This is a genomic window from Cupriavidus sp. P-10, assembly GCF_003402535.2.
Lineage (GTDB): Bacteria > Pseudomonadota > Gammaproteobacteria > Burkholderiales > Burkholderiaceae > Cupriavidus.
The window spans coordinates 2,444,443-2,469,886 of record NZ_AP025170.1; the positions used below are offsets into that span (position 1 = coordinate 2,444,443).

Annotated in this window: 24 protein-coding genes and 1 tRNA gene; 12 read left to right on the forward strand and 13 right to left on the reverse strand. The window is 66.3% G+C overall.

What is annotated here, in order from left to right:
* Positions 1 to 163 precede the first annotated feature (163 nt).
* From CTP10_RS11290 to CTP10_RS11310, 5 genes are all read left to right on the forward strand, one after another.
* On the forward strand, positions 164 to 3,304 hold the full coding sequence (locus CTP10_RS11290) for an Rne/Rng family ribonuclease (protein WP_116322254.1): 3,141 nt from the start codon (positions 164 to 166) through the stop codon (positions 3,302 to 3,304).
* Positions 3,305 to 3,519: 215 nt separating this feature from the next.
* A complete protein-coding gene (gene moaA, locus CTP10_RS11295; protein ID WP_116322255.1) occupies positions 3,520 to 4,644 on the forward strand; it encodes a GTP 3',8-cyclase MoaA in 1,125 nt (374 codons plus the stop codon).
* Between the two features lie 18 nt (positions 4,645 to 4,662).
* Positions 4,663 to 5,262: a molybdenum cofactor guanylyltransferase MobA gene (gene mobA / locus CTP10_RS11300; RefSeq protein ID WP_116322256.1), complete on the forward strand. Its 600-nt coding sequence runs from the start codon at positions 4,663 to 4,665 to the stop codon at positions 5,260 to 5,262.
* A gap of 37 nt (positions 5,263 to 5,299) precedes the next feature.
* The gene (gene moeA / locus CTP10_RS11305; protein WP_116322257.1) at positions 5,300 to 6,598 is read left to right on the forward strand and encodes a molybdopterin molybdotransferase MoeA; all 1,299 of its coding nucleotides are present in this window, start codon (positions 5,300 to 5,302) and stop codon (positions 6,596 to 6,598) included.
* Positions 6,599 to 6,780: 182 nt separating this feature from the next.
* Positions 6,781 to 7,062 (forward strand): hypothetical protein, encoded by a 282-nt coding sequence (locus CTP10_RS11310; RefSeq protein ID WP_116322258.1) that lies wholly within the window; start codon positions 6,781 to 6,783, stop codon positions 7,060 to 7,062.
* A 99-nt stretch (positions 7,063 to 7,161) separates the two neighbouring features.
* On the opposite strand, the gene rmuC is transcribed toward CTP10_RS11310, so the two are convergent.
* The 6 genes from rmuC to CTP10_RS11340 form a co-directional block, all read right to left on the reverse strand.
* Positions 7,162 to 8,661, reverse strand: a complete 1,500-nt coding sequence (rmuC, locus tag CTP10_RS11315) for a DNA recombination protein RmuC (protein ID WP_116322259.1) — start codon at positions 8,659 to 8,661, stop codon at positions 7,162 to 7,164.
* A 37-nt stretch (positions 8,662 to 8,698) separates the two neighbouring features.
* Entirely contained in the window at positions 8,699 to 9,694 is a 996-nt protein-coding gene (locus CTP10_RS11320) for a 2-hydroxyacid dehydrogenase (RefSeq protein ID WP_116322260.1), read from the reverse strand.
* A 4-nt stretch (positions 9,695 to 9,698) separates the two neighbouring features.
* On the reverse strand, positions 9,699 to 11,135 hold the full coding sequence (locus tag CTP10_RS11325; protein WP_116322261.1) for a sodium:proton antiporter: 1,437 nt from the start codon (positions 11,133 to 11,135) through the stop codon (positions 9,699 to 9,701).
* A gap of 165 nt (positions 11,136 to 11,300) precedes the next feature.
* Entirely contained in the window at positions 11,301 to 11,987 is a 687-nt protein-coding gene (locus CTP10_RS11330; protein ID WP_116322262.1) for a LutC/YkgG family protein, read from the reverse strand.
* 92 nt (positions 11,988 to 12,079) lie between these two features.
* Complete coding sequence (gene pncB / locus CTP10_RS11335) at positions 12,080 to 13,255, reverse strand: nicotinate phosphoribosyltransferase (protein ID WP_116322263.1); 1,176 nt, start codon at positions 13,253 to 13,255, stop codon at positions 12,080 to 12,082.
* A gap of 77 nt (positions 13,256 to 13,332) precedes the next feature.
* A complete protein-coding gene (locus tag CTP10_RS11340) occupies positions 13,333 to 13,869 on the reverse strand; it encodes a hypothetical protein (protein ID WP_116322264.1) in 537 nt (178 codons plus the stop codon).
* A gap of 308 nt (positions 13,870 to 14,177) precedes the next feature.
* Here CTP10_RS11340 and fdxA point away from each other — a divergent pair, with 308 nt between their 5' ends.
* From fdxA to CTP10_RS11355, 3 genes are all read left to right on the forward strand, one after another.
* Entirely contained in the window at positions 14,178 to 14,501 is a 324-nt protein-coding gene (gene fdxA, locus CTP10_RS11345; RefSeq protein WP_116322265.1) for a ferredoxin FdxA, read from the forward strand.
* Between the two features lie 97 nt (positions 14,502 to 14,598).
* A complete protein-coding gene (locus CTP10_RS11350) occupies positions 14,599 to 15,708 on the forward strand; it encodes an NAD(P)/FAD-dependent oxidoreductase (protein WP_116322299.1) in 1,110 nt (369 codons plus the stop codon).
* A 210-nt stretch (positions 15,709 to 15,918) separates the two neighbouring features.
* A tRNA-Asn gene (locus CTP10_RS11355) sits at positions 15,919 to 15,994 on the forward strand.
* A 134-nt stretch (positions 15,995 to 16,128) separates the two neighbouring features.
* Here CTP10_RS11355 and CTP10_RS11360 read toward each other — a convergent pair.
* From CTP10_RS11360 to CTP10_RS11380, 5 genes are all read right to left on the reverse strand, one after another.
* The gene (locus CTP10_RS11360; protein WP_116322266.1) at positions 16,129 to 16,899 is read right to left on the reverse strand and encodes an IclR family transcriptional regulator; all 771 of its coding nucleotides are present in this window, start codon (positions 16,897 to 16,899) and stop codon (positions 16,129 to 16,131) included.
* Between the two features lie 84 nt (positions 16,900 to 16,983).
* A complete protein-coding gene (locus CTP10_RS11365) occupies positions 16,984 to 18,147 on the reverse strand; it encodes a CaiB/BaiF CoA transferase family protein (RefSeq protein WP_116322267.1) in 1,164 nt (387 codons plus the stop codon).
* 12 nt (positions 18,148 to 18,159) lie between these two features.
* Complete coding sequence (locus tag CTP10_RS11370; RefSeq protein WP_116322268.1) at positions 18,160 to 19,326, reverse strand: acyl-CoA dehydrogenase family protein; 1,167 nt, start codon at positions 19,324 to 19,326, stop codon at positions 18,160 to 18,162.
* A gap of 81 nt (positions 19,327 to 19,407) precedes the next feature.
* Positions 19,408 to 20,385: a Bug family tripartite tricarboxylate transporter substrate binding protein gene (locus CTP10_RS11375; protein WP_116322269.1), complete on the reverse strand. Its 978-nt coding sequence runs from the start codon at positions 20,383 to 20,385 to the stop codon at positions 19,408 to 19,410.
* A 49-nt stretch (positions 20,386 to 20,434) separates the two neighbouring features.
* Positions 20,435 to 20,824, reverse strand: coding sequence for a cupin domain-containing protein (locus CTP10_RS11380; RefSeq protein WP_116322270.1), 390 nt, complete (start codon positions 20,822 to 20,824; stop codon positions 20,435 to 20,437).
* 487 nt (positions 20,825 to 21,311) lie between these two features.
* Here CTP10_RS11380 and rpsU point away from each other — a divergent pair, with 487 nt between their 5' ends.
* The 3 genes from rpsU to CTP10_RS11395 all read left to right on the forward strand — a co-directional run bounded on the left by rpsU (position 21,312) and on the right by CTP10_RS11395 (position 23,484).
* Entirely contained in the window at positions 21,312 to 21,524 is a 213-nt protein-coding gene (gene rpsU, locus CTP10_RS11385) for a 30S ribosomal protein S21 (protein ID WP_010814647.1), read from the forward strand.
* Positions 21,525 to 21,704: 180 nt separating this feature from the next.
* Entirely contained in the window at positions 21,705 to 22,616 is a 912-nt protein-coding gene (gene nodI, locus CTP10_RS11390) for a nodulation factor ABC transporter ATP-binding protein NodI (protein ID WP_116322271.1), read from the forward strand.
* Between the two features lie 13 nt (positions 22,617 to 22,629).
* Complete coding sequence (locus CTP10_RS11395; protein WP_116322272.1) at positions 22,630 to 23,484, forward strand: ABC transporter permease; 855 nt, start codon at positions 22,630 to 22,632, stop codon at positions 23,482 to 23,484.
* Positions 23,485 to 23,535: 51 nt separating this feature from the next.
* Here the strand turns inward: CTP10_RS11395 and sugE are convergent, their stop codons facing one another.
* Positions 23,536 to 23,856 (reverse strand): quaternary ammonium compound efflux SMR transporter SugE, encoded by a 321-nt coding sequence (sugE, locus tag CTP10_RS11400; protein WP_116322273.1) that lies wholly within the window; start codon positions 23,854 to 23,856, stop codon positions 23,536 to 23,538.
* On the opposite strand from sugE, the gene CTP10_RS11405 reads away from it, so the two are divergent.
* A complete protein-coding gene (locus tag CTP10_RS11405) occupies positions 23,850 to 24,140 on the forward strand; it encodes a hypothetical protein (RefSeq protein WP_147316280.1) in 291 nt (96 codons plus the stop codon). The two genes, sugE and CTP10_RS11405, sit on opposite strands and share 7 nt — an antisense overlap.
* A 24-nt stretch (positions 24,141 to 24,164) precedes the next feature.
* On the opposite strand, the gene CTP10_RS11410 is transcribed toward CTP10_RS11405, so the two are convergent.
* On the reverse strand, positions 24,165 to 25,370 hold the full coding sequence (locus tag CTP10_RS11410; protein ID WP_116322300.1) for an O-succinylhomoserine sulfhydrylase: 1,206 nt from the start codon (positions 25,368 to 25,370) through the stop codon (positions 24,165 to 24,167).
* Positions 25,371 to 25,444 lie beyond the last annotated feature (74 nt).

Consider the following 25,444-nt stretch of genomic DNA (forward strand, 5'->3'; position numbering starts at 1 on the left):
CGACGTCATCGCCTCTCTTTCACCCGCGCCCAGCCGCTCGCCTTCGCGCGAAACGGCGCTTTCCGGCAATTCTCGCGCCTTCGCTCGCTCCCTCGCGTGCTCCATGGATCGCCGCGGACACCGCCCAGACGGTGCAACCGCGGCTCTGGAGTGAGGTATTGCGATGAAACGCATGCTGTTCAACGCGACGCAACAGGAGGAATTGCGCGTCGCCATCGTCGACGGTCAGAAACTGATCGATATCGACATCGAGACTGCCGGGCGCGAACAGCGCAAGGGCAATATCTACAAGGGTGTCATCACCCGTATCGAACCCTCGCTGGAAGCCTGCTTCGTCAACTATGGCGAAGAGCGCCACGGCTTCCTGCCGTTCAAGGAAGTTGCCCGCGCCTTCTTCAAGGAAGGCATCGACGTGCGCAACGCGCGCATCCAGGATGCCCTGCATGAAGGCCAGGAACTGATCGTCCAGGTCGAGAAGGAAGAGCGTGGCAACAAGGGCGCGGCCCTGACCACCTTCATCTCGCTGGCCGGCCGCTATCTGGTGCTGATGCCCAACAACCCGCGCGGCGGCGGCGTGTCGCGCCGCATCGAGGGCGAGGACCGCCAGGAACTGCGCGAGACCATGTCGCAGCTGACGGTGCCGGAAGGCATGAGCATCATCGCCCGGACCGCGGGCATCGGCCGCTCGGCCGAGGAACTGCAGTGGGACCTGAACTACCTGCTGCAACTGTGGAAGGCCATCGACGGCGCCGCCGGCGACAACAAGGCTCCGCTGCTGATCTACCTGGAATCCAGCCTGGTCATCCGCGCCATCCGCGACTATTTCCAGCCGGATATCGGCGAGATCCTGATCGATACCGACGAGATCTACGAACAGGCCCGCGCCTTCATGAGCGTGGTGATGCCTGACAACATGAACCGCGTGAAGAAGTACCGGGACGACGTGCCGCTCTTCTCGCGCTTCCAGATCGAACACCAGATCGAGTCGGCCTACTCGCGCATGGTGATGCTGCCCTCGGGCGGCGCCATCGTGATCGACCACACCGAGGCGCTGGTCTCCGTGGACGTGAACTCCGCCCGCGCCACCAAGGGCGCCGACATCGAGGAAACCGCGCTGCGCACCAACCTCGAGGCCGCCGACGAAATCGCCCGCCAGCTGCGCCTGCGCGACCTGGGCGGCCTGATCGTCATCGACTTCATCGACATGGAGTCGGGCAAGGCCCAGAAGGACGTGGAAACGCGCCTGAAGGATGCGCTGCGCCACGACCGCGCCCGCGTGCAGATGGGCAAGATCAGCCGTTTCGGGCTGATGGAGCTGTCGCGCCAGCGCCTGCGCCCGTCGCTGTCGGAGGGCTCGCACATCACTTGCCCGCGCTGCAATGGCACCGGCCATATCCGCGATACCGAATCGTCCGCCCTGCAGGTGCTGCGCATCATCCAGGAAGAGGCGATGAAGGAAAACACCGCCGCCATCCACTGCCAGGTGCCGGTGGAGGTTGCTGCCTTCCTGCTGAACGAGAAGCGCCAGGAAATCAACCTGATCGAGCTGCGCTTCAAGGTCAACGTGCTGCTGATCCCGAACAAGCACCTGGAAACGCCGCACTACAAGCTGGAGCGCCTGCGCCACGACGACCCGCGCCTGGAAGACAGCACCGCCAGCTACAAGATGGCCGAGGCTGCCGCCAAGGAACTGGAAGCCGACACCAGCTACAGCAGCCGCCGCAAGGAAGAAGCCAAGCCGCGCCAGGAAGCCGCGGTCAAGGGCATCACGCCGGAACAGCCGGCACCGGTCTCCGTGCCGCGCCCCGAGCGCGCCCCGCGTCCGGAAGCTGCTCCGGCAGCCCCGCCCGTCCCGGCGACCAAGCCGGTGGAAGCCGGCGGCTTTATCGCCTGGCTGAAGGGCCTGTTCGGCGCGCGTCCTGCGCCTGCGCCGGTGGTTGAGCCGGCCAAGCCGGTGGCGGCCGCCGAAAGCCGCGGCGCCGAAGGCCGCCGCGAGCGCGGCCAGCGCGGCGAAGGCCGTGGCCAGCGTGGCGAACGTGGTGAACGTGCCGAGCGCGGTGAACGTGCCGAGCGCGGCGAGCGTGGCGAGCGCCAGGAACGCGGCGACCGCCAGCCGCGCGGACAGCGCGCCGAGCGTGGTGAGCGCGCCGAGCGCCAGCAAGGCGAGCGTGGCGAACAGCGCGAAGGCCGTGGCGAGCGCCAGGGCCGCCAGCCGCGCCAGCAAGAAGGCCAGGCCACCCCGGCCGTCGCCCGCCAGGCTGAAACCGCTCAGGGTGAACGTGCCCAGGGTGAACGTGCTCAGGGCGAGCGCGCCGAAGCCCGCCAGGAAGGCCGCCGCGAGCGCAGCCAGGAACGCCGTGAACGCCAGCGTGACCGCCAGCGCGAGCGCAGCGACCTGCGTGAAGCCGAGGCCGGCGAAGCGCCGCAGCCGGAAGCCGTAGCCGCCGCCCAGGCCCTGGGCGTGCTGCCGCAAGCCGCCGCAGACGAAGTGCCGGCCGTTCGCGCCGAACTGCCGGAAGGTGCTGAAGAGTTCGCAGACGCCGCCGACGGCGAGGAACGCCGCCGCCGCAACCGCCGCGGCCGCAACCGCTATCGCCGCGAGCGCGACGAGACCGGCCAGGGCGCGCAAGGTGAAGGCGAAGCCGCCCTGGAAGGCGCTGCTGAGTCCGAAGACATCGCTCCGGCGACCACCCAGGCGGCGCCGCAAGCAGCACCCCAGGCGGCCCCGCAAGCTGAACCGGCACCGCAGGCAGCTGTCGTTGTTGCCGCCGCGGAAAGCGTCGAAGCGATCCGCATCGCCGTGCCGGAAGACGTGACGCCGGCCCCGGCAGCGGAACCGGCACCGGTAGCCGCACCCCAGACCGTGCCCGTGGCTGAGCCCGCCCCGGCCGCCGTGGCCGTGCAGGCGGAAGCTCCCGCAGCAGTGACCGAGGTTATCGCAGCCGTAGCCGTTCCCGAACCGGTCGTGGCCGCAGCAGTGGAACCCGCCCCTGTCGTTGCCGCGCCCGCCGCGGAGCCGGCCGCCGCGCCTGCCCAGGTGGCCCAGGCTGCACCGGCAGCGTCCGCTACCCCGGCCGCTGCGCCGGTCGCGATGGAAAGCCTCGAGCCGATGCTTGCGGGCGCCGGCCTGCAATGGGTCCACACCGATGCCGACAAACTGCGCTCGGCCCAGGAAGCCGCTGCCCGCATCGCGCCGGCGCCGCGCGTGCCGCGCGAGCGCAAGCCGCTGCCGCCGCTGCCCCAGGGACCGATGATCCTGATCGAGACCAAGGGCCGCGAAGTGGAAATGGCGTCGCAGCAGTAAGCCTGGTTTGGGTGCCGCCGCTGGCACCCACGCCGCGGCAGAAGGGACAGCCTTGGCTGTCCCTTTTTTTATGCACGGCAAATCCCCGCGATGCGGGGGAATGCGGCTCCCCGGGCGCCCACTCGGCTAGAATGGCAGCAAATGCATCCGGGCTCCCGCAGTTCCCCCGGCCTGGCCTTGCCAGGCCCCTCACCGGAGCAGCCCACCCACAGGCCATGACCGAATCCGTCATTCCTATCTTCGACCTGCGCGACCATCGCTACCATTCGATGACGCCGCGCATTCCCGGCAAGCTGGAAGCGCCCACCGGCCTGGTGGCCGACACCCGCGGCAGGCCGCTGCATGACCTGCGCATCTCGGTGACGGATCGCTGCAACTTCCGTTGCGTCTACTGCATGCCAAAGGAAGTGTTCGACAAGGACTACACCTTCCTGCCGCACTCGGAACTGCTCAGCTTTGAAGAAATCGAGCGCACCGCACGCCTGTTCGTCGCGCACGGCGTCGAGAAGATCCGCCTGACCGGCGGCGAGCCGCTGCTGCGCAAGAACATCGAGCACCTGGTCGAGATGCTGGCAAAGATCGAGACCGTCTCTGGCAAGCCGCTCGACCTGACGCTGACCACCAACGCCTCGCTGCTGGCGCGCAAGGCACGCTCGCTGCGCGACGCCGGCCTGACTCGCGTCAGCGTCAGCCTGGACGCGATCGACGATGCCACCTTCCGCCGCATGAACGACGTCGACTTTGCCGTCGCCGACGTGCTGCACGGCATCGAGACCGCGCAGGCTGTTGGCCTGGCGCCGATCAAGGTCAACATGGTGGTCAAGCGCGGCACCAACGACCAGGAAATCGTGCCGATGGCGCGCCATTTCCGCCACAGTGGGATCATCGTCCGATATATCGAATTCATGGACGTCGGCGCCAGCAACCACTGGCAGATGGACGAGGTGTTGCCCTCCGCCGAGGTCGTGCGCCGCATCGATGCCGAATTTCCGCTCGAACCGGTGCAGGCCAACTACAGCGGCGAAACTGCCGAGCGCTGGCGCTATCGCGACGGCAGCGGCGAGATCGGCGTGATCTCCAGCGTCACCCATGCCTTCTGCGGCGATTGCAGCCGCATCCGGCTGTCCACCGAAGGCCGGCTCTACCTGTGCCTGTTCGCCACCGAGGGCTATGACCTGCGCGCACTGCTGCGCGGCAGCTACAGCGACCTGGAGATCTCGAACGCGATCGCCCAGGTGTGGCAGGGCCGCACCGACAACTATTCCGAGCAGCGCGGCGACCCGGCAGTCCGCCAGGCACGGGCTGAGCGCAAGATCGAGATGTCCTATATCGGCGGCTGAACCCGCCGCCGCACCCTCATGATTGCACGCGACGACATCACCGGCCTGATCCTCGCAGGCGGCAGGGGCAGCCGCATGGGCGGCACCGACAAGGGGCTGCAGCCGCTACACGGCACGCCCATGGCGATGCACACGATGATTCGCCTCGGCCCGCAGGTCGGCGGCCTGATGATCAACGCCAACCGCAACCTGGCCGCCTATGAATCGTTCGGCGTGCCGGTCTACACCGATTCCGTGCCCGACTTCGCCGGCCCGCTGGCCGGCATGCTGGCCGGGCTTGAGCAATGCCCGACGTCCTGGCTGGTGACCGCGCCGTGCGATTCGCCGTTCCTGCCCACCGACCTGGTGGCGCGGCTCGCACAGGCGATCGAGACCGAAGGCGCGGAACTGGCGATTCCGGTCACACTGGATGAAACCGGCAAGCGCCAGACCCAACCTGTGTTCTGCCTGATGCCGGTCAGTGCGCTCGACAGCCTGGTCGCATATCTTTCCGGCGGCGGCCGCAAGATCGAAACCTGGGCCGCCTCGCACCGGCTGGCCGAGGTGATGTTCGACGACGCCGCGGCCTTCGCCAATATCAACACGCTGGACGAACTGCGCACGCACGAAAGCCGCTAGCCGCCGACATCCGCAAACATCCCGCCGCCGAGCCACCATGCCTTCCCTGCAATCCGTCATTTCCTGCCTGTCTGACTACGACCCCACCGCACTGCCGGTGGACCAGGCCAACCGCATCATCGGCGAGGTGGTGGAGCCGGTACGCGGCATCGAACAATTGCCGGTCCGCAGCGCACTCGACCGCGTGTTGGCCGAGGATATCGTCTCGACCATCAACGTTCCCGCCCATGACAATTCAGCCATGGACGGCTATGCCTTCCGCAGCGAAGCGCTCGCCGCCGCGCAGACCGACATGGTCGAACTGGAAGTGATCGGAAGCGCCTTCGCCGGCGATGCCGGCGCGCTCGCGCCCACGGCCGTGCAGACGGTACGCATCATGACCGGCGCGGTGATGCCTGACGGCTGCGACACGGTGGTGCCGCAGGAATTCGTCGAAACGGTTGCCGACGGCGCACGCATCCGCTTTGCCGCCGACTGCGTGCGCGCGGGCGACAACCGCCGCCTGCGCGGCGAAGACCTGGCGCACGGCCAGGCCGCGCTGCCGGCGGGCCGCATCATCCAGCCAGCGGACCTCGGCCTGCTGGCCTCGCTGGGCATTGCCGAAGTCCGCGTACGCCGGCGCCTGCGCGTCGCCTTCTTCTCCACCGGCGATGAACTGCGCTCGATCGGTGAGCCGCTGGATGCCGGCTGCGTCTATGACTCCAACCGGTACACACTGCACGGCATGCTGCGGCGGATGAATGTCGAACTGCTCGACATGGGCGTGGTTCGCGACGAGCCCGAAGCATTGGAAGCGGCCTTCCGCACCGCCTGCGAGAGTGCCGACGCGGTCATCACCTCGGGCGGCGTCTCGGTCGGCGAAGCCGACTACACCAAGCAGATCATGGCGCGCCTGGGCGACGTCACGTTCTGGAAGATCGCCATGCGGCCCGGCCGGCCGATGGCATTCGGTCGCATCGGTACTGGCAGCGACGGCAGGCACTCGGCACTGCTGTTTGGCCTGCCGGGCAACCCGGTCGCGGTCATGGTCACCTTCTACCATTTCGTGCGTGCCGCGCTGCACCGCCTGATGGGTGCCGACGTGCCGCCGCTGCCGCTGCTGCGCGTGCGCAGCGCGCAGGCCATCCGCAAGAAGCCGGGCCGCACCGAATACCAGCGCGGCATCCTGGCACCGGCGGCAGACGGACAGTGGGAGGTGCGCATCACCGGCCAGCAGGGCTCGGGCGTACTGCGCTCGATGAGCGAAGCCAACTGCTTTATCGTGCTCGGCCACGAGCAGGACTCGGTCAAGGCCGGCGACCCGGTCGAAGTCATGCTGTTCGACGGGCTGGTCTGAGCGCAGCAGCAGGCCGGCCGCTTCGGTGCGGTCGCAATGTGTCGTATTTATGATGCACATTTGCCGCCGTGACGCGTCCGGCGCACGGCTTTCGACTGCGGCGCGAGCAGCGGGCTTTGCTTTGGGTCGGCCAGTCGATACACTTGGCGCACGATTCAGCAACAATCAAGTTATTCCCCGTCATGAATCAGGAGATCGCCTACCTCCACCCCGTGAAGACCGCCCGCGCGCTGGTGCTGGTCTACCTGTGCTTCTCCCTGCCGATCGTTTCGCTGGGCCTGTTTGTCACCTTTATCCGCTATGGCGACCTGCCGGCGATCACGGTCTTCAGCGCAATCATCCTGAATGCGCTGATCGGCTTCGGCCTGCTGTGGCTGGCGTGCAAGGCCTACAACTGGGTGGCCGCCCGCTTTGGCGGCATCGAAGTCCACGTGCGCGAACTGGCGCCCGAAGAAGATCGCTGAACCTTCTGAACCCAGCGGTGATCGCCGCGCGGGTTCACAGGCCGGCAGGTTGCCGGCCATCCTGCCCGCGCTGCGGGCCTACCCTGCTCCAACCCGCGCTTAGCCGCCGCTGTCATCCGGCGTCTCCGCCGTCTCCACCCCTGCCTCTGCGGCGTTGAGTCCCAGCAACTGCTGCGCGGCATCACCCGGCAGCGCTTCCACCGTCCGCAGCTTGCGCGCCATCTGACGCGTGCGCACCTCGGCCTGCTCGATATTGCGCGCGGCGCGCTCAAGCGTGTCGCGGGTCTTGGCCAGCACGTCGCCGAACTTGCCGAATTCAGTTTTCACCGCGCCCAGCACTTCCCAGACTTCACTCGAGCGTTTTTCCAGTGCCAGCGTGCGGAAACCCATTTGCAGGCTGTTCAGCAGCGCGGTCAGCGTGGTCGGGCCCGCCACGGTGACACGGTAGTTGCGCTGCAGCAGGTCGGTCAGGCCGGGGCGCCGCAGCACTTCGGCGTACAGCCCCTCGGTCGGCAGGAACAGGATCGCAAAATCCGTGGTCTGCGGTGGCGACAGGTATTTCTCGGCGATGGTCTGCGCCTCTCGGCGCAACGCAACTTCCAGTTCGCGGCCGAAGGCGATGACGCCGTCCGGGTCACCGCGTTCCTGCGCATCGACCAACCGCTCGTACTGTTCCTTGGGAAACTTGGCATCGACCGGCAGCCACACCGGCGCGCCGCCGTCGCCACCGCCGCCCGCGGCCTTGCCGGGCAGGCGGATGGCAAATTCCACCCGCGCGCCGGAGTTGCGCACCGTTTCTACGTTCTTGCCGTACTGCTCCGGCGTCAGCATCTGTTCCAGCAGCATTTCGAGCTGGACTTCGCCCCAGATGCCGCGCGACTTCACATTGGTCAGCACCTTCTTCAGGTCACCCACGCCCTGCGCCAGCGCCTGCATCTCGCCCAGCCCGCGATGCACCTGCTCGAGGCGGTCCGATACCAGCCGGAACGACTCGCCCAGGCGCTGCTCCAGCGTCGCATGCAGCTTCTCGTCGACGGTGCGACGCATTTCCTCCAGCTTGGCCGCGTTGTTGGCCTCGATGTCGTGCAGCTTCTGCTCCAGCGTGGCGCGCACCTCGGCCAGCCGGCGCTCATTGGCTTCTGACATCTGCGCCAGCTGCTGCTGCAAGCCGTCGCCGAAGCGGCGCAGCGCTCCAGCCTGTTCGTCACGTGCCTGCTGGCTTTGCAGCATCAGGTGCTGGCGCACGTGCTCGAGCTGCTGCGTGTTGGACTCGGTCAGCTTGGCCAATTGCTGCGCGAAGGTGTCGATCTGGTTGTTCTGCAGCGTGGCGATGCCGGTCAGCTGCGACGACAGCGCCTGCTGGAAGCGCAGCATCTGCTGGGCCGACTCATCGCGGTTGCCGCGCGCCGCCTCGGCTACGTCGGTGCGGACCTCACGCTCCACGCGCTCCATGCCGCGCGCCCCTTCGACGCGCAACTCGGCAAGTTGACGGGCCAGTTCGGCGCCGGGCGAGGCGGCCTGCTGGCGCAGCAGCACGATGACTAGCAGGACGACCGCGAGCAGCGCCACGGCCAGCGTCAGGAACGGAATCAGCGACATGCAGCAACTAATTAAGCGACAGACAGACGGGCGCGCCTCAGCGGCGGCGCGGCATGACTTCAGGGTTGATCACGGTGGGCGGATGACCGGCCTGCGGCCCCTGGTCGAGCGCGGCGATCAGGTTGTCGGCGGCCAGCATCGCCATGGCGCGGCGGGTTTTTTCCGAGCCGCTGGCGATATGCGGCGTCAGCACGACGTTGGGCACCGTCAGCAGGTCAGGATGGACGCCGGGCTCGCCCTCGAACACATCCAGGCCGGCGCCGAAGATGCGCTTGTCGCGCAGCGCCTGCGCCAGCGCGGCGTCGTCGACGATGCCGCCGCGGGCCAGGTTGACCAGCGTCGCAGTCGGCTTCATCAGCGCCAGCTCGGCAGCGCCGATGGCATGGTGGCTCTGCGGGCCGTAAGGCAATACCAGCAGCAGGTGGTCGGACTGCCGCAGCAGATCCTCCTTGCTGACGTAGCGGGCATTGAGCTCGCGCTCGGTGTCCGCCGGCAGCTGGCTGCGGTTGTGGTACAGCACGCTCATGCCAAACCCGCTGGCACGGCGCGCCAGCGCCTGGCCGATGCGGCCCATGCCCAGGATGCCGAGCGTGCTGCCGTACAGGTCCACGCCGACCAGCATGTCGTAGCTCCAGCGCTGCCACTTGCCGGCGCGCAGGTAGTGCTCGGCCTCGGTGACGCGTCGCGCCGTGGCCATCAGCAGCGCCCAGCCGAAGTCGGCAGTGGTCTCTGTCAGCACGTCGGGCGTATTGGTGGCGACGACCCCCGCGGCGGTCAGCGCCGGCACGTCGAGGTTGTTGTAGCCGACGGCCATGTTGCACACCGCGCGCAGCGACGGCAACGCGGCGACCAGGCCGCCGTCGATGCGGTCGGCGGCGTTGGCCAGCACGCCGGCCTTGCCGGCCAGCCGCGCCTTCAGGGCGGCGGCGTCGAGCACCGCGTCCTGCTGGTTGTCATCGACATCGAAATACTGCGCCAGGTGGTCGATGACTTCAGGATAGATGGCGCGGGTGACAAGGACGGACGGCTTCATGGCATCACACGTGGAAGAAAAGGAAGGTCATGATGACGAACAGCGGCATCAGGAAGATGCCCGAGTACAGCATGTAGCCGAAGAAACTCGGCATGCGCACGCCGCGGTTCTCGGCAATGGCCTTGACCATCAGGTTGGGCGCGTTGCCGATATAGGTGTTGGCGCCCATGAACACCGCGCCGGCGGAAATCGCGGCCAGCGTCGAGGCATCGCGCGTCATCAGCGTGGCGGCATCGCCGCCGGCGGTGTTAAAGAACACGAGGTAAGTCGGCGCATTGTCCAGGAAGGACGACAGCAGCCCGGTCGCCCAGAAGTACATGCTGTCGACCGGCTGCCCGTTACTGTTGCTGACTGCGCGGATCACGCCGGCGAAGGCGCCATCGGTGCCGGCCTTGAGCATGGCGATCACCGGGATGATGGTCAGGAAGATGCCGGCAAACAGCTTGCCGACTTCCAGGATCGGCTCCCAGTTGAACTCATTGCCGGCGCGCGCGGTATGCGGTGTGACCAGCAGCGACACCACCGCCACCACGATCAGCAGCACATCGCGCAGCGCCGCCTGCAGCGGCACGTCGGTGCCGAGGACGCTAAACGAGATGGCCGGCTGCCACAGCCCGCTCATCAGCACGAGGCCGATCAGGGCCAGCAACAGCACGAAATTGATCTTGCCGTCGATCGTGATGCCGTTCGAGTCCGGCGTGGGATCGTTCCTCTGCGGCAGTTCTTCTTCCTTGTTGCGGTAGTAGTGGCTGTCGACCAGGTAGAACAACACCAGCAGCACCGCGCAGATAAACAGCGTCTCCAGGTAGATGTTGCGCATGGTCCAGAAGAAGTCCACTCCCTTCAGGAAACCCAGGAACAACGGCGGATCGCCCAGCGGCGTCAGCGAGCCGCCGGCATTGGCCACCAGAAAGATAAAGAACACGACCACGTGCGCCACATGGCGACGGTTGTCGTTGGCGCGCAGCAGCGGCCGGATCAGCAGCATGGCCGCGCCAGTGGTCCCCATGAGGCTGGCCAATGCGGTGCCCAGCGCCAGGATGCCGGTGTTGAGCCGCGGCGTGCCGTGCAGGTTGCCGCGCACGCAAATGCCGCCCGCGACGATATAGAGCGATGCGATCAGCGAGATGAACGGAATGTACTCGGCCAGCAGCGCATGCACCGCGCTGGCGGCGGCCGCATGCGTGCCGAAGGCCGCGGCGAACGGCAGCAGGAACAGCAGCCCCCAGCCAGCGGCGATCTTGCCATAGTGGTGGTGCCAGAACTTCGGCGCGAGCAGCGGCCACAGCGCAATCGACAGCAGGATGCCGGCGAACGGCAAGCCCCAGAACGGCGACAACGAAGCCCCGTCGACATCAGCTGCATGGGCGGCTGCAGGGAAGGCAGCAAGGACCGCGGCCAGCATGGCCAGTATCGGCAACAGCACGAAGGCACGTCGCATCAGGCAGGATCTCCTCGGGAATGCAGCATTCATGGTGCATCGAGCCCCGCCACGAACGGCGTGCGGGCTCGCACGGCAAGCCTGCAAGTGTAATTCAACCGCCTCGCGCGACCGTGCTCCGTCCCGCGTTTGCAGACCTTTCTTACGTCCGTGCTGCCCGACGCTTCAAGCCTGCTCGACCAGGATCACATGCACGCGATACGGGCCATGCGCGCCCAGCACGATGGTCTGCTCGATATCCCCGGTGCGCGACGGTCCGCTGATGATATTGGTCGCGCGCGGCAGTTCGCCGCGTTCGCTGCGTACCAGCGCAAATGCATCTTCCAGGCCGGCGACCACGCGCGAGCGTGGCACCACCGCAATATGCGTTTCCGGCAGCAGCGCCGCGGAGGCGAACGTTGCCGGCCCTGACAGCAGCATCAGCGAGCCGGTCTCGGCAATCGCGCAGAAGCAGCCGGTGATGCCGACCAGGTCGCCGTGATCGCGATCCGCCTCGACCTCGCGCAGCGGCGGCCGGCATTCGACCGCGATGCCCGCGTCCTGCCATGGCAGCGTGCCCAGCGCATCCCATGCCACCGCGCGCTGCACCAGGTTCAGGCTGTCGAGAAAACGCCGCGCGGCCGCCGGCACTTCGTCCAGGGTGGCGACACGGTCGACGGTAGACGCCATGCGCTGCGCCTGCGCCAGGAAGGCATCGACGAGGTCGGCGGCGGGCATCGGGCGCGGGCCTTGCGGATGGCGCGCGAGGTAATCGGCCACCGCACCGCGTTCGCCCTGCGTGGGCTGGCGCGGCCTGCCCTGTGCGGCACGGATGCGGGCGAAGATGCGGTCGCGGGCGTCGTTGGTTTCCATAGGGCCTGGCAATGCGGTTGGCAAGGATGCGGCAAGTTGCGCGATGCGCCGATTATAGTTGCCGCGGCACGGTACGGCGTGCCGGAATCCCGCTATGCCGACTGGACCGAGAACACCTGCCGCAGGTACGACAGGTAACCGGCATCGTCGCACATGGTCTTTTCCGGCGTGTCCGACAGCTTGGCCACGGGCTGGCCATTGCAGCGCACCATCTTGATCACGATCTGCAGCGGCGTGTAGCCGAGATCGTTGGTCAGGTTGGTGCCGACGCCGAACGCCAGCCGGCAGCGGCCGTGGAAGCGCTGGAACAGCTCGATCACGCGCGGAATGTCCAGGCTGTCGCTGAAGATCAGCGTCTTGGTGCGCGGGTCGACGCGGCTGGCGGCGTAGTGCGCCACCATGCGCTCGCCCCACACGACCGGGTCGCCCGAGTCATGGCGCACGCCGTCGAACAGCTTGCAGAAATACAGGTCGAAGTCGCGCAGGAAGGCGTCGAAGCCGTAGGTATCGGAAAGCGCGATGCCAAGGTCGCCGCGGTATTCGCGCGCCCAGCGTTCGAGCGCGAACACCTGCGAATCGCGCAGCCTCGGTCCCAGCGCCTGGCAGGCCTGCAGGTATTCGTGCGCCATGGTGCCGAGCGGCACCATGTTGTGCAGGCGGGCAAAATGGACGTTGCTGGTGCCGGCCAGTTGCGGACCGAGCTCGCGCCGCATGGTCAGCAGCACCTCTTCCTGCCAGTTCCGCGAGAAGCGCCGGCGCGTGCCGTAGTCGGCGATGACGCATTCGGCCAGTTCGGGCGCCTGCAGCAGGGCCAGCTTGTCTTCCAGACGGCGACGGCCGCCGGCCAGGTCGGGCCGCGGCTGGGTGCGACGGAAATAGACCTCGTTGACGATCGCCAGCACCGGCACTTCGAACAGGATGGTATGCAGCCACGGGCCGATGATCGAAATCTCGATCTCGCCGTTGCCCTGCGGCGCCTCGCGCACGGACACATACTTTTCGTTCAGGTGGAACAGCCCGAGGAAGTCGATGAAATCGCTCTTGATGAAGCGCAGGCCGCGCAGGTAGGCGAGTTCGTCGTCAGTAAAACGCAACTGGCACAGATGCGCGATCTCGGCACGGATCTCATCGATATACGGGGTCAGGTCGACGCCGGCGTTGCGGCACTTGAAGCGATATTCGACCTGCGCCTGCGGAAACTGATGCAGGACCACCTGCATCATCGTGAACTTGTACAGGTCGGTGTCGAGCAGAGACTGGATGATCATAGCTAGCCAGACGGCGATGTGCCGGGTCAGTCCGACATGCTAACCGAGACTGCGCGCGCCCGGGCGCTGACAGGCGTTCAAGCGCCGTCGAGGAACGGCTGCGGCGCGCGCGGCGCAGGCTTCCCGGCCGCCCTGCCCTGCAGGCACCATAGTGTCCGGCCGTCGCTCCCGGGACAGGACACCAGCGTGGCGGCGCTGCGCGGCACGCGCTCCGGCAGCGGCTCGGCAAAGGCGCCGTTCTCGGCAAGGATGCGCTCGGTGTAGACGGCAGCGCCCGCGCGCTCGAAGCGCAGCACCTGCATCCGGTCTCCCGGCTTCGGCTGCAACTCAGGTCCGCAAGGCATCAGGCCGGCGCGGCCGCAATGGGCAATGGCATCGCCCGCGGGCGAATCGGTCACGCTGAAGTGGTCCCAGTCGAAGCCGGTCAGCGCCGGCAAGGCGACCGGCGCCTCGGATCGTGCGCGCCATGCCACCAGCCTGGAGACCACGCTGTCCGCCATGCCCGGCTGGACCAGGGCTTGCGCACCGGCGGGCGGCGCGATCGCCGAAAATGCCGCGAGCATCACAAACAGCGGCATGGCGACGCGGCAGCAACGATGAAACGGGCGTGGCATATAGGAATCTCCCGGCGTGGTGGCATGTGGCACTCAGGCGGACCTATCATGCCTATGGATACGCAAGCCCGCCAGCGGGCCGCCATGTCTTGGATCAAAAGCACATAAAGAAATAAGAAAACTATCTGATCCAGCTATATAGACCCGCTATCCTTGCCAGAAGGCTCGGCTACAATACCGGTTTCCGAAAGGCCATGGCCGGCGCTCGTCCAGCCCATCCTGCCACCCATGGCAGATGGACGCGTCCGCCGGCAAGAAGCGGCCCAACAGTTTCCCATCAAAAGCCGACCCGTTTTCCTGGAACCGAAATGACTCACGTTGTCACCGAATCCTGCATCCGTTGCCGCTACACAGACTGCGTTGACGTATGTCCGGTGGATTGTTTCCGCGAAGGCCCGAACTTCCTGGCCATCGACCCGGATGAGTGCATCGACTGCGCCGTGTGCGTGGCCGAATGCCCGGTGAACGCCATTTACGCCGAGGAAGACGTGCCGGGCGACCAGCAGCACTTCATTGAACTGAACGCTGACCTGGCGCGCGCCTGGCCTTCGATCACCAAGACCAAGGCCCCGCTGGCCGAGGCCGAGGAGTGGAAGGACGCCACCGACAAGCTGCAATACCTGGAGCGCTGAGCGCAAGCTGAGCCCACCAGGCAGCAAAGAAAGCCGTCCCCACGCGCTTTCCGCAATGCCGGGCACCCGCGTGCCCAACCAACGTATCAGGACGAATATGGACTTGAGCATTCCAAATCCCGTTGCCGACACGACCAAGCAGGTCGAAGTTGGCAGCCCCGCAGGCGGCCAGCCGCTGGAAATCGACGCGCTGATCGTCGGTGCCGGTCCGGTGGGCCTGTTCCAGGTCTTTGAACTGGGCCTGCTCGAGATCAAGGCCCACGTAATCGATTCCCTGAAAGTCGTTGGCGGCCAGTGCGTTGAGCTGTATCCGGACAAGCCCATTTACGACATCCCGGCCGTGCCAAGCTGCACCGGCCAGGAACTGACCGACAACCTGCTCAAGCAGATCGAGCCGTTCGAGCCCACCTTCCACCTGGGCCAGGAAGTCTCCGTGGTGGAGCGCCGTGAAGACGGCCGCTTCTTCGTCGAGACCTCGCTCGGGACCCGGTTCATCACCAAGACCATCTTCATCGCCGCCGGCGTGGGCTCGTTCCAGCCGCGAACGCTGAAGGTCGAGGGCCTCGACAAGTTCGACGGCAAGCAACTGTTCTACCGCGTCAAGGATCCGAGCCGTTTCCACGGCCGCAACCTGGTGATCGTCGGCGGCGGCGACTCGGCGCTGGACTGGACGCTGGACCTGGTCGGCAAGGCCGAGTCGGTGGTGATGATCCACCGCCGCGACGGCTTCCGCGCCGCACCGGCCTCGGTGGCCAAGATGAAGGAACTGTGCGAGCAGCTGGAAATGCAGTTCGTGGTCGGCCAGATCGGCGGCTATGAAGAAAAGGACGGCGTGCTCACCGAGATCAAGGTGACGGGCGCCGACGGCGTGACCCGCCGCCTGCCGCTGGACGACCTGCTGGTGTTCTTCGGCCTGTCGCCCAAGCTCGGCCCGATCGCCGAGTGGGGACTGGACCTGGAGCGCAAGCAGATCAAGGTGGACACCGAGAAGTTCCAGACCAATATCCCGGGCATCTTCGCGGTGGGCGACATCAACACCTACCCCGGCAAGAAGAAGCTGATCCTGTCGGGCTTCCACGAGGCCGCGCTGGCCGCGTTCGGTGCCGCACCGTATATTTTCCCCGAAAAGAAGATCCACATGCAGTACACCACGACTTCGCCGAAGCTGCACAAGGTGCTGGGCGTGGAATCGCCGGTGTTCGACTGACCGGTGACTCACGGTGCCGCAGAAAAAAGCCGCCGCAAGGCGGTTTTTTCTGGCACAAACGAAAATCCGTCGCTATAATGCGGCCTCGCTGTTGAACACCAAGGTGGGACGCAGCCAGCCAGTCGCCCCAAAGCCCTTGACGACAAACAAATTGTTGACGAGGTGTTGACGGCGAAAAGAGAAACTGGCTATAATCTTTTTCTCAGCTGTTCCCCGATAGCTCAGTCGGTAGAGCGACGGACTGTTAATCCGCAGGTCCCTGGTTCGAGCCCAGGTCGGGGAGCCAACCGATACGGAAGCCCGGTGCAAACGCACCGGGCTTTTTCGTTTGGCGCGGCCCGTTTGCCAACCGGCTTTCAGTGCTGGCCGCCACGGCAGGCCTGGTGCTGCCGCAGCGCCCTGCCCCCTCACCCTGCCCCCTTACTTATCCCGCAGCGAACCGCCTGCCGCCTTCAGTGCCGTGACGATGGCGCCGGCATTGGCCTCGACCCGGTGCAGCGGACCCGCCACCGACATCCCGTAGAGCGCGCCGCCCAGCGTTATCGGAATCGCGATGGCGCCCAGATCCGGGAACGACTCGCCGAAGTTTGGATACCACCCCTGCGCCTGCCATTGCTGCATCGCCGCCTCGAACACCCGCAGCGAGTCCACCGTGCGCCCGGTGCGCGAAGCAAAGGAAACGCCGGCCAGCAGTTCCGCGCGGCTCTCCGCGTCCAGGGCGCCGAGGATGGCACGGCCGATGGAATTGACATGCGCGTCGCGCAGTTCGCCCGGCGCGGCGATATAGCGCACCGGGTTGGCGGACTCGCGCACCTCCAGGTACAGCACGCGGCCATCGTCCTGCAGCTTGCCAAAGATCACGGTCTCGCCGGTGTCATCGCGCAGCGACTCCAGCACCGGCTGCACGCGTTCGAGCAGCGGGTCGTTGCGCGCGATGCGCTGGGCGATGTCGAGCAGCCTCCGCGTGGGGTAATAGCCCTGGCGGCGGCCGGTTTCATACAGGTAGCCCAGCGAGGCCAGCGTGCGGATCAGCCCGAGGCAACTCGACATCGGCGCGCCCAGCAGCTTCGCCAGCTCGGTCAGCGTCAGCGAGCGCCCTTCGCGCGCATAGATCTCCATGATCTCGATCACGCGCAGCGCCGTCTTGACGCTGCCGTAGCCGGATTTTTCCGCCGCTTCGTTTTCTGCCATCGTTGGCTTCCTCGACTTCCGTGTGCTTTCGCCGGAATTGTACGCGGCGTGTGCGCCGCACCTGCCAATCGCGGCGCAGTCGGGTCAGCCGCCCGCTTCGTCCTGCGCCTGCGGCAAGCCCTCCGGCCAACTGCGAATATTGCCCGGCGTGCGCGAGAACCGTGTGGGGATGCCCACGCCCCGCAGGCGCCCTTCGCTCGGATGATCGTATTCGAACATCATGCCGGTGGCACGCAGGTGCGGGTCATCCACCAGGCTGTCGAAATGCGGCAATTCGCTGTGCGGGATATCGGCGTCCCGCAGCAACGCCAGCCATTCCGCGGTAGTGCGCTGCGCGACGATCTCGGCCAGCGTGGCGTAGAGCGCGTCGATATTGGCGCTGCGCGCGGCCGGCGTGGCGTAGCGCGGATCGCGCGCCAGCCCGGCATGGCCTGACAGGTCAAAAAAGCGCAGCCACTGCGCGCTGGTATAGGGCAGCAGCGCGAGATGGCCATCGCTGGTGCGGTACGGCTTGCGGTGGGCCGACATCACGCGCGGATAGCCAGCAGGCCCGAGCGGCGGCACGAAGGTCTGTCCGGCGAGTTGCTCGGTGGCGAGGAAGGACACCAGCGTCTCGAACATCGGCACCTCGATGGCCTGCCCCTGGCCGGAACGCTCGCGCTCGTACAACGCCATCGGGATCGCGTAGGCGACAGTCAGGCCGGCGACCTTGTCGGCCAGGATGGTGTTGACATACTGCGGCCCCTCGTTCGAATTGGCGCCCTGGAACTGCGCCATTCCGCTGCGCGCCTGGATGATGTCGTCGAAGGCCGGTGCGCCGGCATATGGCCCCTCTTCCGAATAGCCATAGGCGCCGCAATAGATCAGCCGTGGATGGTCCGCCCGCAGCGATGCATAGTCCAGCCCGAGCTTGCGCAACGACTGCGGCCGCACGTTGGAGACAAAGACATCCGCCGTGGCGATCAGCGCCTTCAGCGCGGCAAGGTCGTCCGGCTGCTTGACGTCGAGCACGACGAACCGCTTGTTGCGGTTCAGGTTGAGGAAGCTCGCGCCCATCGCGGCATGGCGCGCCGGCTCGGCATGGCGGAACACATCGCCGGCGGGCGCTTCGACCTTGATCACCTCGGCGCCCATGTCACCGAGGATCTGCGTGGCATACGGCCCCATCGCGACCGAGGTCATGTCGATTACGCGGATGCCCGCCAGCGGGCCGGTGGCTGCGGGCGCGGGCGCTTGCTCGTTGTGCATCGTTCCTCCCGTTCAGTACGACTTGGGCAAACCCAGCACGCGCTCGGCGATAAAGCACATGATCAGTTGCGGGCTGACCGGCGCAATGCGCGGGATATAAGACTCGCGCAGCAGGCGCTCGACGCGGTATTCACGCGAGTAGCCCATGCCACCTAGCGTCAGGATCGCGGTCTGGCACGCGTTGTGGCCAGCCTCGGCGGCGAGATACTTGGCCGTGTTGGCCTCGGCCCCGCAGGACTGCCCCGCGTCATAGCGCGCGGCTGCCTTCAGCATCATCAGGTTGGCCGATTCCAGCTGCATCCACGCCTGCGCCAGCGGGTGCTGGACGCCCTGGTTCATGCCGATCGGGCGGCCGAAGACGACGCGCTCCTTGGCATACTGCGTGGCGATCGCCAGCGCCGCGCGCCCGAGCCCGATGGCCTCGGCAGCGATCAGGATGCGCTCGGGGTTCAGGCCATGAAGGATGTATTCGAAGCCCTTTCCTTCTTCGCCGATCCGGTCCTCTTCCGGGATGAACAGGTCGTCGATGAACAGCATGTTGGTATCGACGGCGGCGCGGCCCATCTTGTCGATCTCGCGGATCTCGATCTTGCTGCGGTCAACCTTGGTGTAGAACAGCGACAGCCCTTCCGTCGACTTCTTCACCTGCTCCAGCGGCGTGGTGCGCGCCAGCAGCAGCATGCGGTCGGCCACCTGCGCGGTCGAGATCCAGATCTTGCGCCCGCTCACTGAATAGCCGCCCGGCACCTTGCGCGCGAAGGTCTTGAGCTTGGTGGTGTCGAGCCCCGCATCGGGCTCGGTCACGCCGAAGCAGGCCTTCTCCTTGCCGGCAATCAACGGTGGCAGGAAGCGGCCCTTCTGCTCATCCGTGCCGAACACCACCACGGGGTTCAGGCCGAACACGTTCATGTGCACGGCCGAGGCACCGGTCATGCCCGCGCCCGACTGCGAGATGGTCTGCATCACCAGCGCCGCTTCGAGGATGCCGAGACCGGCGCCGCCGAAGGACTCGGGCATCGCCACGCCCAGCCAGCCGCCCTCGCACAGGGTCTTGTAGAACTCGTGCGGGTAGGTGCCGGACTTGTCGAGCCGGTCCCAGTACTCCATGTCGAACTGCGTGCAGACTTGCTGCACCGCTTCGACGATCGATGCCTGTTCTTCGGAGAGATCGAAATTCATAGGTGTTGCCTGCTTAGTGTCTTGTCGGATCGTGTCGGGTCGGGTCGGGTCGCGTCGGATCGTGTCGGGTCGCGTTCTTGCTTATTCCGGCTGGATGCCGGCGTCCTTCACCAGCCGCGACCACTTCTGCAGCTCGGCCACCACAAACTGGTTCAGCTCGGCCGGCGTGCTGCCGAACGGCTCGAAGCCCAGCGCGTGGAACTGCGCGGCATGCTGCTTGCTGGTGGCAATGGCAACCAGCGCCCGGTTGAGCCGCTCGACCACGGGCGCCGGCACGCCGGCGGGCGCGAACACGCCGTTCCAGGACGTGATATCGAAACCCTTGAGTTCGGGCGCACTGCCAACCGGCGGCAGGTCGGGCAGCAGTGCGCTGCGTTGCGCGGTCGTCACGGCCAGCGCGCGCAGCTTGCCGGCGCGCACGTTGGCGATACCCGCGGCAAAGTCGACGAACATCGCCTGCACCTGGCCGCCCATCACGTCGGTCATCGCCGGCGGCGTGCTCTTGTACGGGACGTGCAGCATCTTCAGGCCCGCCATCTTCGACAGCGTCGCGCCGGCAACGATGCCGGTGCTGTTGCCGCTGGCGTAGCTCATGCCGGGATGCGCCTTGGCGTAGTCGATGAATTCGCGCAGCGTCTTCACTGGCAACTGCGGATTGACCACCAGCATGAACGGCAGGTTGCCCATGCGCGAGACCGGAGTGAAATCCTTGACCGGGTCGTAGCGCAGCTGCTTCATCAGCGACGGGTTGGCCGAATGCGTGGTGTTGGTGGTCATGAACAGCGTATAGCCGTCGGCCGGCGCCTTGGCGACGAACTCGGCGGCGATGGTGCCGTTGGCGCCCGGCTTGTTGTCGACCACCACCGGCTGCTGCAGCGACTCGCCCAGGTACTTGGCGGTCAGCCGCGCCACGGCATCGGTGCCGCTGCCAGCGGCGAACGGCACCACCAGGCGCAGCGGCTTGGACGGAAATTCATCGGCGGCCAGGGCCGGTGCCGCGAACAGCGCGGCGGTACACCCCAGCACGAGGCTGGCAAAAGCGGTCTTGAAGCACTTCACGGTCTGTCTCCTGTCGTTATATGAACCCTTGCCGTGGCCGGCCGCAATCTCAGGCGGGCCGTATCACGCGCTCGGGCGATTCCTCATACGGTGGGGAATAGATCACCAGGATCCTGGCCGGCTCGTCGCTCACCACCGTGAACACATGCATCTCGTCCGGGGGAAAGAAGCAGCAGTCGCCCGGACCCAGTTCCTTGCGCTGGCCCGCAACCTCTGCAATGGCGCGACCTTCCAGCACGTAGCACACTTGCTCGATGCCGGGGTGCGCATGGGGCAGCGCGCCCTTGCCCTTCTCGATGGTGCCGTGGATCACTTCCAGGTGGCGCGAACCCACGGTCTCGGGGCCGATCAGCCGGCGGTTCAGCGTGCCGACATGGTTGGCGGGGTGGTATCCCTCGACCTCTTCGGTCGAGATGAAATAAACGGGGGGTTGCGGCACGCTGCTCTCCTGTCGGGGCCTCGCCAATGCTCGGCGATTAATTCATATCCATGAATCTTAGTTTATACATATGAATTACATCGTCAAACGATTTCGGGCGTTTTGCGGGTTTACCGGGAGCAGTGTCCGGGTCATCACCCGATGCTTCCGATGGGCTGGTCGACAAGGGAGGAAAGGCGGATAATCCGCCGCTTGGTACCCGCGCCTGCGGCGCCAATCGCACGCCATTCTTGACAGATGCGTCGTATACCTGCCATAGTTACGGGCGTATAGCATTCATGGAAACCGGTACTGTCAGGCTCCGGCTGTATTTGGACCTGGCGATATCACCCCTGACACTGGTTGCACGGACTGAAACGTCCACATCTTTCAGGTTCGCGGGGGCGCATCCGGGCATCAGCCCGGCGTGCAATACCAGTCGCTCCGGCGACCGCAGTTTCCCCCCGTTTGAACCAGCCGCTAGTGCGGCAATCCCTAAAGGACTGAATTGACTAAGATCGTCTTGAAACCCGGTGAGCCCGTTGAAGTTGCAATGCGGCGTTTCCGTCGTGCCATTCTGCAGACTGGCCTGATCGTTGAACTCAAGAGCCGTACCGCTTACGAGAAGCCGACGACCGAGCGCAAGCGCAAGAAGAAGGCCGCCGAAGCACGCCTGCGCAAGCGCCTGCGCATGCAAATGCTGCCGAAGAAGATGTACTGATTCGGGCAAGCTTCGCAAAAGACCGCCAGTTCGCTGGCGGTTTTTTTATGCCCGCGCGCAATGCGTTCCGGACATCCGCCACCCGGCGGCTTTTGCTGCACTGCGCCACCTGATCGATATGCCGATGCCCGGCATAATGGCGGATATTGCGCCCCCTTAAGGCGCCAACCGGATCCTGCCTTGACTGCCATCCTCGAGTTGCGCAAGGTGCGCAAGCAATACGGCGATACGGTCGTTGTCGACGACCTCGACCTCCAGGTGTTTCGCGGCCAGTGCTTTGGCTTGCTCGGCCCAAACGGCGCCGGCAAGACCACCACGCTGCGCCTGCTGCTGGGCCTGACAACGCCCATGGCCGGCACGCTGACGCTGTGCGGCGAACCCATCCCCGAGCGGGCGCCGCAGGCACGCATGCGCGTGGGTGTGGTGCCGCAGTTCGACAACCTCGACCCGGATTTCTCGGTAATCGAGAACCTGCGCATCTTCGGGCGCTACTTCGGGCTGTCGTCGGCCGAGATCGAGCGCCGCGTGCCGAAGCTGCTGGAATTCGCCCGGCTGGAAAGCCGTGCCGACGCCCAGGTGCGCGACCTCTCCGGCGGCATGCGCCGGCGCCTGACGGTGGCACGCGCGCTGATCAACGACCCCGACCTGCTGGTGATGGACGAGCCCACCACCGGCCTGGATCCGCAGGCGCGCCACCTGATCTGGGAGCGACTCAAGTCGCTGATGGCGAGCGGCAAGACCATCCTGCTGACCACGCACTTCATGGAAGAAGCCGAACGGCTGTGCAACTACCTGTGCGTGATCGACGGCGGGCGCAAGATCGCCGAAGGCAAGCCGCACGAGCTGATCGACAGCCAGATCGGCTGCGATGTGGTCGAGGTCTATGGCGATGAACTGGACACGCTGCGCGGCACGCTGACACCGCTGGCGCAGCGCACCGAAATGAGCGGCGAGACGCTGTTCTGCTATGTGCGCGAGCCGGCCCCGCTGCTGGACGCGCTGCACGGCAGGAGCGGCGTGCGCTACCTGCACCGCCCGGCCAACCTGGAGGATGTGTTCCTCAAGCTGACCGGCCGCGAGATGCGGGACTGAACCAGGGACTGACATGAGCGAACAGGATCCGCGCACTGACACGCCCGCCATCGCCACCCGGAGCGCTGGCCCGCCAACGCGCCAGACCTATCCCCAGCCGCTGCTGCCGCGCAACCTGCGCAACTGGATGATGGTCTGGTATCGCAACTACCTGGTGTGGAGGAAGCTGGCCATCCCGTCGATGATCGGCAACCTGGCCGATCCGATGATCTACCTGTTCGGCCTCGGCCTGGGGCTGGGGCTGATGGTGGGCCAGGTCAACGGCGTGTCGTACATCGCCTTCCTCGCCGCCGGCACCACCGCGTCGAGCGTGATGATGTCGGCCAGCTTCGAGTCGATGTACTCGGCTTTCTCGCGCATGCACGTGCAGCGCACGTGGGAAGCGATCATGCACGCGCCGCTGACACTGGGCGACGTGGTGCTGGGCGAGATCTTCTGGGCGGCCAGCAAGGCGGTGCTGTCGGGCCTGGCGATCATGCTGGTGGCGGCCGCGCTGGGCTATGCGCAGATGCCGGGCGCGCTGCTGGCGCTGCCGGTAATCGTGCTGGCCGGCATTGCCTTTGCCGCGCTGGCGATGATCGTCACCGCGCTGGCGCCCAGCTACGACTTCTTCATGTTCTACCAGACGCTGGTGATGACGCCGATGCTGCTGCTGTCGGGCGTGTTCTTTCCGGTGGAGCAATTACCGGAAGGCGTGCAGACGGCCACCAGGTTGCTGCCACTGGCGCATGCGGTCGAGCTGATCCGGCCGCTGATGCTGGGCCGGCCAGTGGAAGGCGCCGGGCTGCACCTTGCCGTGCTTGCCGCATATGCGGCGGCCGCGCTGGTGGTTTCGCTGGTGCTGCTGCGCAGGCGGTTGCTGCGCTGAGGTTCGGCTGAGGTTCGGCTGAGGTTGCGCTGGTGCTGGGCGCGGGCAGGCTCAGGCACTGCCCACCAGCTTGAGCCCGGCAATGCCGCACACGATCAGCGCGATGCAGCCGATGCGCGCCGCGGTCGCGGGCTCATTGAAGAGTATGATGCCGAAGATCGCGGTGCCGACCGCGCCGATGCCGGTCCAGACCGCATAGCCGGTTCCCACCGGAATGTGGCGCAGCGCCAGTGCCAGCAGGATCACACTGATAGCCATGCCGACCAGCGTGATGATGCTCGGCACCAGACGCGTGAACCCGTCGGTGTATTTGAGCCCGATTGCCCACACCACCTCGAACAGCCCTGCCAGGGCCAGCAGTGTCCATGCCATACCGAAATTTCCCGTTGCGACGTATCGCGCGCAACGATAGCGGAGAATCCGCCATCTTGCAGCGCGTTGCCGTGGCGTTGGCGGCCGTGTTGACCACCCTTTCGCTGGGCGGCTGCATGGTGATGGCCGTGGGTAGTGCCGCGGTTTCGACCGTGGCAACCGTCGGCTCCGCCGCGGTCAGCGTGGCCTCGACCGCGGTCGGTACCACCTATGACATCACCGCTGCCGGCGTGAAAGCGGTGGCCGGCAGCAACGATCCGCCGCCGGCGCAGGAAGCACCGTAAGCGCTGTCAGCCTCGCAGTCAGCCTTATGCGCCCAGGCCGCGCAGCAGATCGGCCTTCAGGTCCTCGACCGACTCCAGCCCCACCGCCAGCCGGATCAGCCCTTCGCCCACGCCCGCCGCGGCCTTGGCCTCCGGGCTCACGCGCGCGTGCGTGGTGGTGTACGGGTGCGTGATGGTGGTGCGGGTGTCGCCCAGGTTACCCGTGATCGAGCACACGCGGGTGTTGTCGATCACGCGCCAGGCGTTGGCGCGCTGCTGCTCGGGCGTGGCGCCCTTCAGCTCGAACGAAACGATCGCGCCACCGCCGCTCTGCTGCCGCATGGCGATCTCATGCTGCGGGTGCGACGCCAGCGCCGGGTGGAACACGCGCGCCACCGCGGGATGCGACTCCAGGAACTGCGCCAGCGCCAGCGCGCTGGACGAGTGGCGTTCCATGCGGATTGCCAGCGTCTCCATGCCCTTGAGCAGCACCCAGGCGTTGAACGCCGACAGCGTCGGGCCGGCGGTGCGCACGAACGGGAACACCTTGCCCATGATGAAGTCGTGCGAGCCCAGCACCGCGCCGCCCAGCACGCGGCCCTGGCCGTCGATATGCTTGGTGGCGGAGTGCACCACGATATCCGCGCCGAACTTCATCGGCTGCTGCAGCGCCGGCGAACAGAAGCAGTTGTCGACCACCAGCAGCGCACCCGCGTCGTGGGCTATGTCGGCCACCGCGGCGATGTCGGCCACTTCGGTCAGCGGATTCGACGGCGTCTCCAGGAAAAACAGCCTGGTGTTCGGCCGAACGGCGGCGCGCCACGCGTTCAGGTCGCTCGGGTCGACGAAGGTGGTCTCGACGCCGAACTTCGAGAAGATATTGCCAAACAGCGTCATGGTCGAGCCGAAGATCGCGCGCGAGCTGACCAGGTGATCGCCTGCCTGCATCGACGACAGCACCACCGACAGGATCGCGCTCATGCCCGACGCCGTGGCCATGCAGGCCTGCGCGCCTTCCAGCGCAGCCAGGCGCGACTGGAACATCGACACAGTGGGATTGGTGAAGCGCGAATAGGTGAAGCCCTCTTCCGAGTTGGCGAAGCGTTCGGCGGCCTCGGCTGCGCTGTTGAAGCAGAAGCTCGAGGTCAGGTACATGGCCTCGGAATGCTCCATGAACTCGCTGCGCAGCGTGCCGGCGCGCACGCCAAGGGTATCGATGCCGAGCGTTTCAGGATTGAGCGGTTCGTTCATGCTGGTGTCGCGGTCGTACCCGCGCGAATGCAATGGTTGCGGCCCGCCGCGCCAAGGCGGCCGGCCATGAAAAA